The sequence below is a fragment of the Paenibacillus sp. 01T422 genome, from assembly GCF_056398785.1.
This window is the reverse complement of sequence record NZ_JBFTQB010001031.1, coordinates 1-2,076: the sequence shown is the minus strand read 5'-3', so window position 1 is coordinate 2,076 and position 2,076 is coordinate 1. Positions and strand designations below refer to the sequence as shown.

Here is a 2,076-nt window from a genome sequence, read left to right as displayed (position 1 = left end):
GTCCTATACCAACGGTTCACAATGGGGTGTGGTTACTCTTCTGGGCGATCAGAAGCTGACGGTGACCGGAGCGGACGGAGCGACCTCCATCACGACGAAAGACGGCACGCTGCAAATGTTGGCGGAAGTGCCTGTGATATGGTCGGTAACCGCAGAAGACGGTTCGGAAACAAATGTGGCGATTATCAGCGAGACGGGATTGCTGTCGGCCAAAAAGAACGGCGTCGTGAAAGTAACGGCCAAAGCTTTCGGGTCCAGTTTGATCGGCAGCGCTCTGATCACAATCAGCGGTCAAGAAGGCGCGGTGCTGACAGGATCAACGACCGTTGATAGCGGCAAAACCTTTGATATTGATTTCAGCTTGGCGGGTTCTGGCAAAGATGTCATCGCGCTAGATACGACGATTAATTATGATTCCGATAAGCTAGAGTTTGTATCCATGGACTCGCTTCAGGAAAATAATTTCAAACTGGTTGGCGATGTTAAATCGGATGGCAAGATTAGAATTATTGCGGCTAATATTGGAAATACGGATATGGCGAATGGATTGATCAGGCTTAAGTTTAAAACTATTGCAACGGATAATTCGCAGATCGCTTCAATTCGCGTCTCTCAGTTAATGGTTGCTAATGGTGCGGGCCAAGAGACAGAATGGGCTGGTGCAACTCATACAGTCCAAATTAATAAACTTGATAAATCGGGCTTACTGCGTCTGATTGCGGAAGCGCAAAGCGCGCATGATGCGGCAACGGAAGGCACATATCCTGGTCAATATCCATCAGGTTCGAAAGCAACCTTGCAGGCAGCAATTAATGYCGCTCAAGTGGTGACGTCGACTCAAGGAGTAAGCCAGGCTGAAATTGAAGCGGCGATCCTGAACCTGAATGCGGCACTGCAAAGCTTTAATGATTCAAGAATTAAAGCTATCGATGGAGATTTCAATAACGATAATAAAGTAAGTATTGGTGACCTTGCGATTATTGCTTCTGCTTATGGTAAAAATGATCAAGAATCAGATTGGAATCAGTACAAAGCGTTGGATTTGAATAACGACGGTAAGATTGACATCGTTGATATCTCGATTCTGGCTCGTAAAATTCTGAATTAATAACATGTAAAAAAGAAATGGTGGCTCTAGTTGAAATTAACTTGAGCCGCCATTTCTTTTTTTGTGCTTCATATTTGTTGTAGGAGACCTAATCCGAGCGATATGAGAATAGATCAATAATCGATGAGGATAGGTCATTGTTTTGAAAAAAATGATATTTTATAATTGCTTTAACGAAACAGAATGAAAACGCTATCAACTAAAAAGGCATCCTTTAATCCATGGATTGATCTTTTGCGCTACAGTATTGCCATTCCGGCCTTCTATATATATTTATAGATATCGTAATGTGTCAATAAATACTTTGAATATACCATTGAAAAGGGAGCGATACATGGTGCAAATACAAAAAAATAGCATGACAAGCAACTCAATAAAAAAATTTCTCTATATACTTCCTTTTATGATTTTACTTGGTATCTTTGCTTATTACCCGCTATATGGTTGGGTTTATGCATTCTTTGACTATACGCCGCCAATTCCGTTGTCCAAATCGCCTTTTGTTGGTCTGAAGTGGTTTCATACCTTGGTCGAAAACCAAGTAAAGATCGATCAAACCCTGCAAATACTTAAAAACACGTTTGGGATGAGTGGATTAAATCTGCTATTTTCTTGGCTTCCAATGGTTTTTGCCATATTCCTGACGGAGATTAAGTCCGTACGTTTCCGGAGGTTTATACAAACGGTAACAACCTTGCCGAATTTCATCAGTTGGGTATTGGTTTATTCACTGGCATTTTCAATGTTCTCCAGTGAAGGTATAATCAACGGCCTTTTAAAACAAATTGGACTTATCGACTCCCCGGTTTTACTTCTACAAAACTCCGACCATGTATGGATTATGATGTGGATATGGACAACCTGGAAAACATTGGGGTGGTCAGCCATTTTGTATATAGCAGCAATTATGGGGATAGATGATTCTCTATATGAAGCAGCTTATGTAGACGGCGCGACAAGGATGAGGG

At 41.7% G+C, this 2,076-nt stretch carries 2 protein-coding genes; both read left to right on the top strand.

Features of this window, described 5'->3' with window-relative positions; translation table 11 throughout:
* A partial coding sequence (locus tag AC1DUA_RS35100) for a dockerin type I domain-containing protein (protein ID WP_477504138.1) occupies window positions 1-1,108 on the top strand: 1,108 nt, incomplete at its 5' end.
* Between the two features lie 334 nt (window positions 1,109-1,442).
* Window positions 1,443-2,076, top strand: a 634-nt coding sequence (locus tag AC1DUA_RS35095) for an ABC transporter permease subunit (RefSeq protein WP_477504137.1), incomplete at its 3' end; no start/stop codon positions are given.